Origin of the sequence: Mesorhizobium sp. M2E.F.Ca.ET.219.01.1.1, from assembly GCF_004016445.2 — a bacterium.
Taxonomy (GTDB): domain Bacteria; phylum Pseudomonadota; class Alphaproteobacteria; order Rhizobiales; family Rhizobiaceae; genus Mesorhizobium.
Window position 1 is genome coordinate 1 of sequence record NZ_SADT02000285.1, and the last position, 283, is coordinate 283.

Annotated in this window: 2 pseudogenes; one reads left to right on the plus strand and one right to left on the minus strand. The window is 65.4% G+C overall.

Annotated features, from left to right (window positions below):
• Positions 1-139, plus strand: a pseudogene (locus tag EN862_RS37295) (GntR family transcriptional regulator); the annotation flags it as partial.
• Positions 140-148: 9 nt separating this feature from the next.
• On the opposite strand, the pseudogene EN862_RS37300 reads toward EN862_RS37295, so the two are convergent.
• Positions 149-283: pseudogene (locus tag EN862_RS37300) on the minus strand (amidohydrolase); the annotation flags it as partial.

Here is a 283-nt window from a genome sequence, read left to right on the forward strand (position 1 = left end):
CTCGCGCCAGCACCACTGGTTCATGATCGAGGCGATGAAGCGCCGGGACAATTGGGTGCTGGCGCAGCTCTGCGTCGACCATCTGCAGCCGAGCAAGATGTTTTATCTCGAGGAGATCGAGAAGGCGGATGGGGCGTAGGAGCCCCTATTACCCCGCCGCCAGCCGCCGCCGCGCCACTGCCGCATGGAACCGCGCGCCGTGCAGCAGGCCTTCGTCGTTGAAGTCGTAGGACGGATTGTGCAGCGGCGCGCTGGCGCCATTGCCGAGGAAGACGAAGCAGCC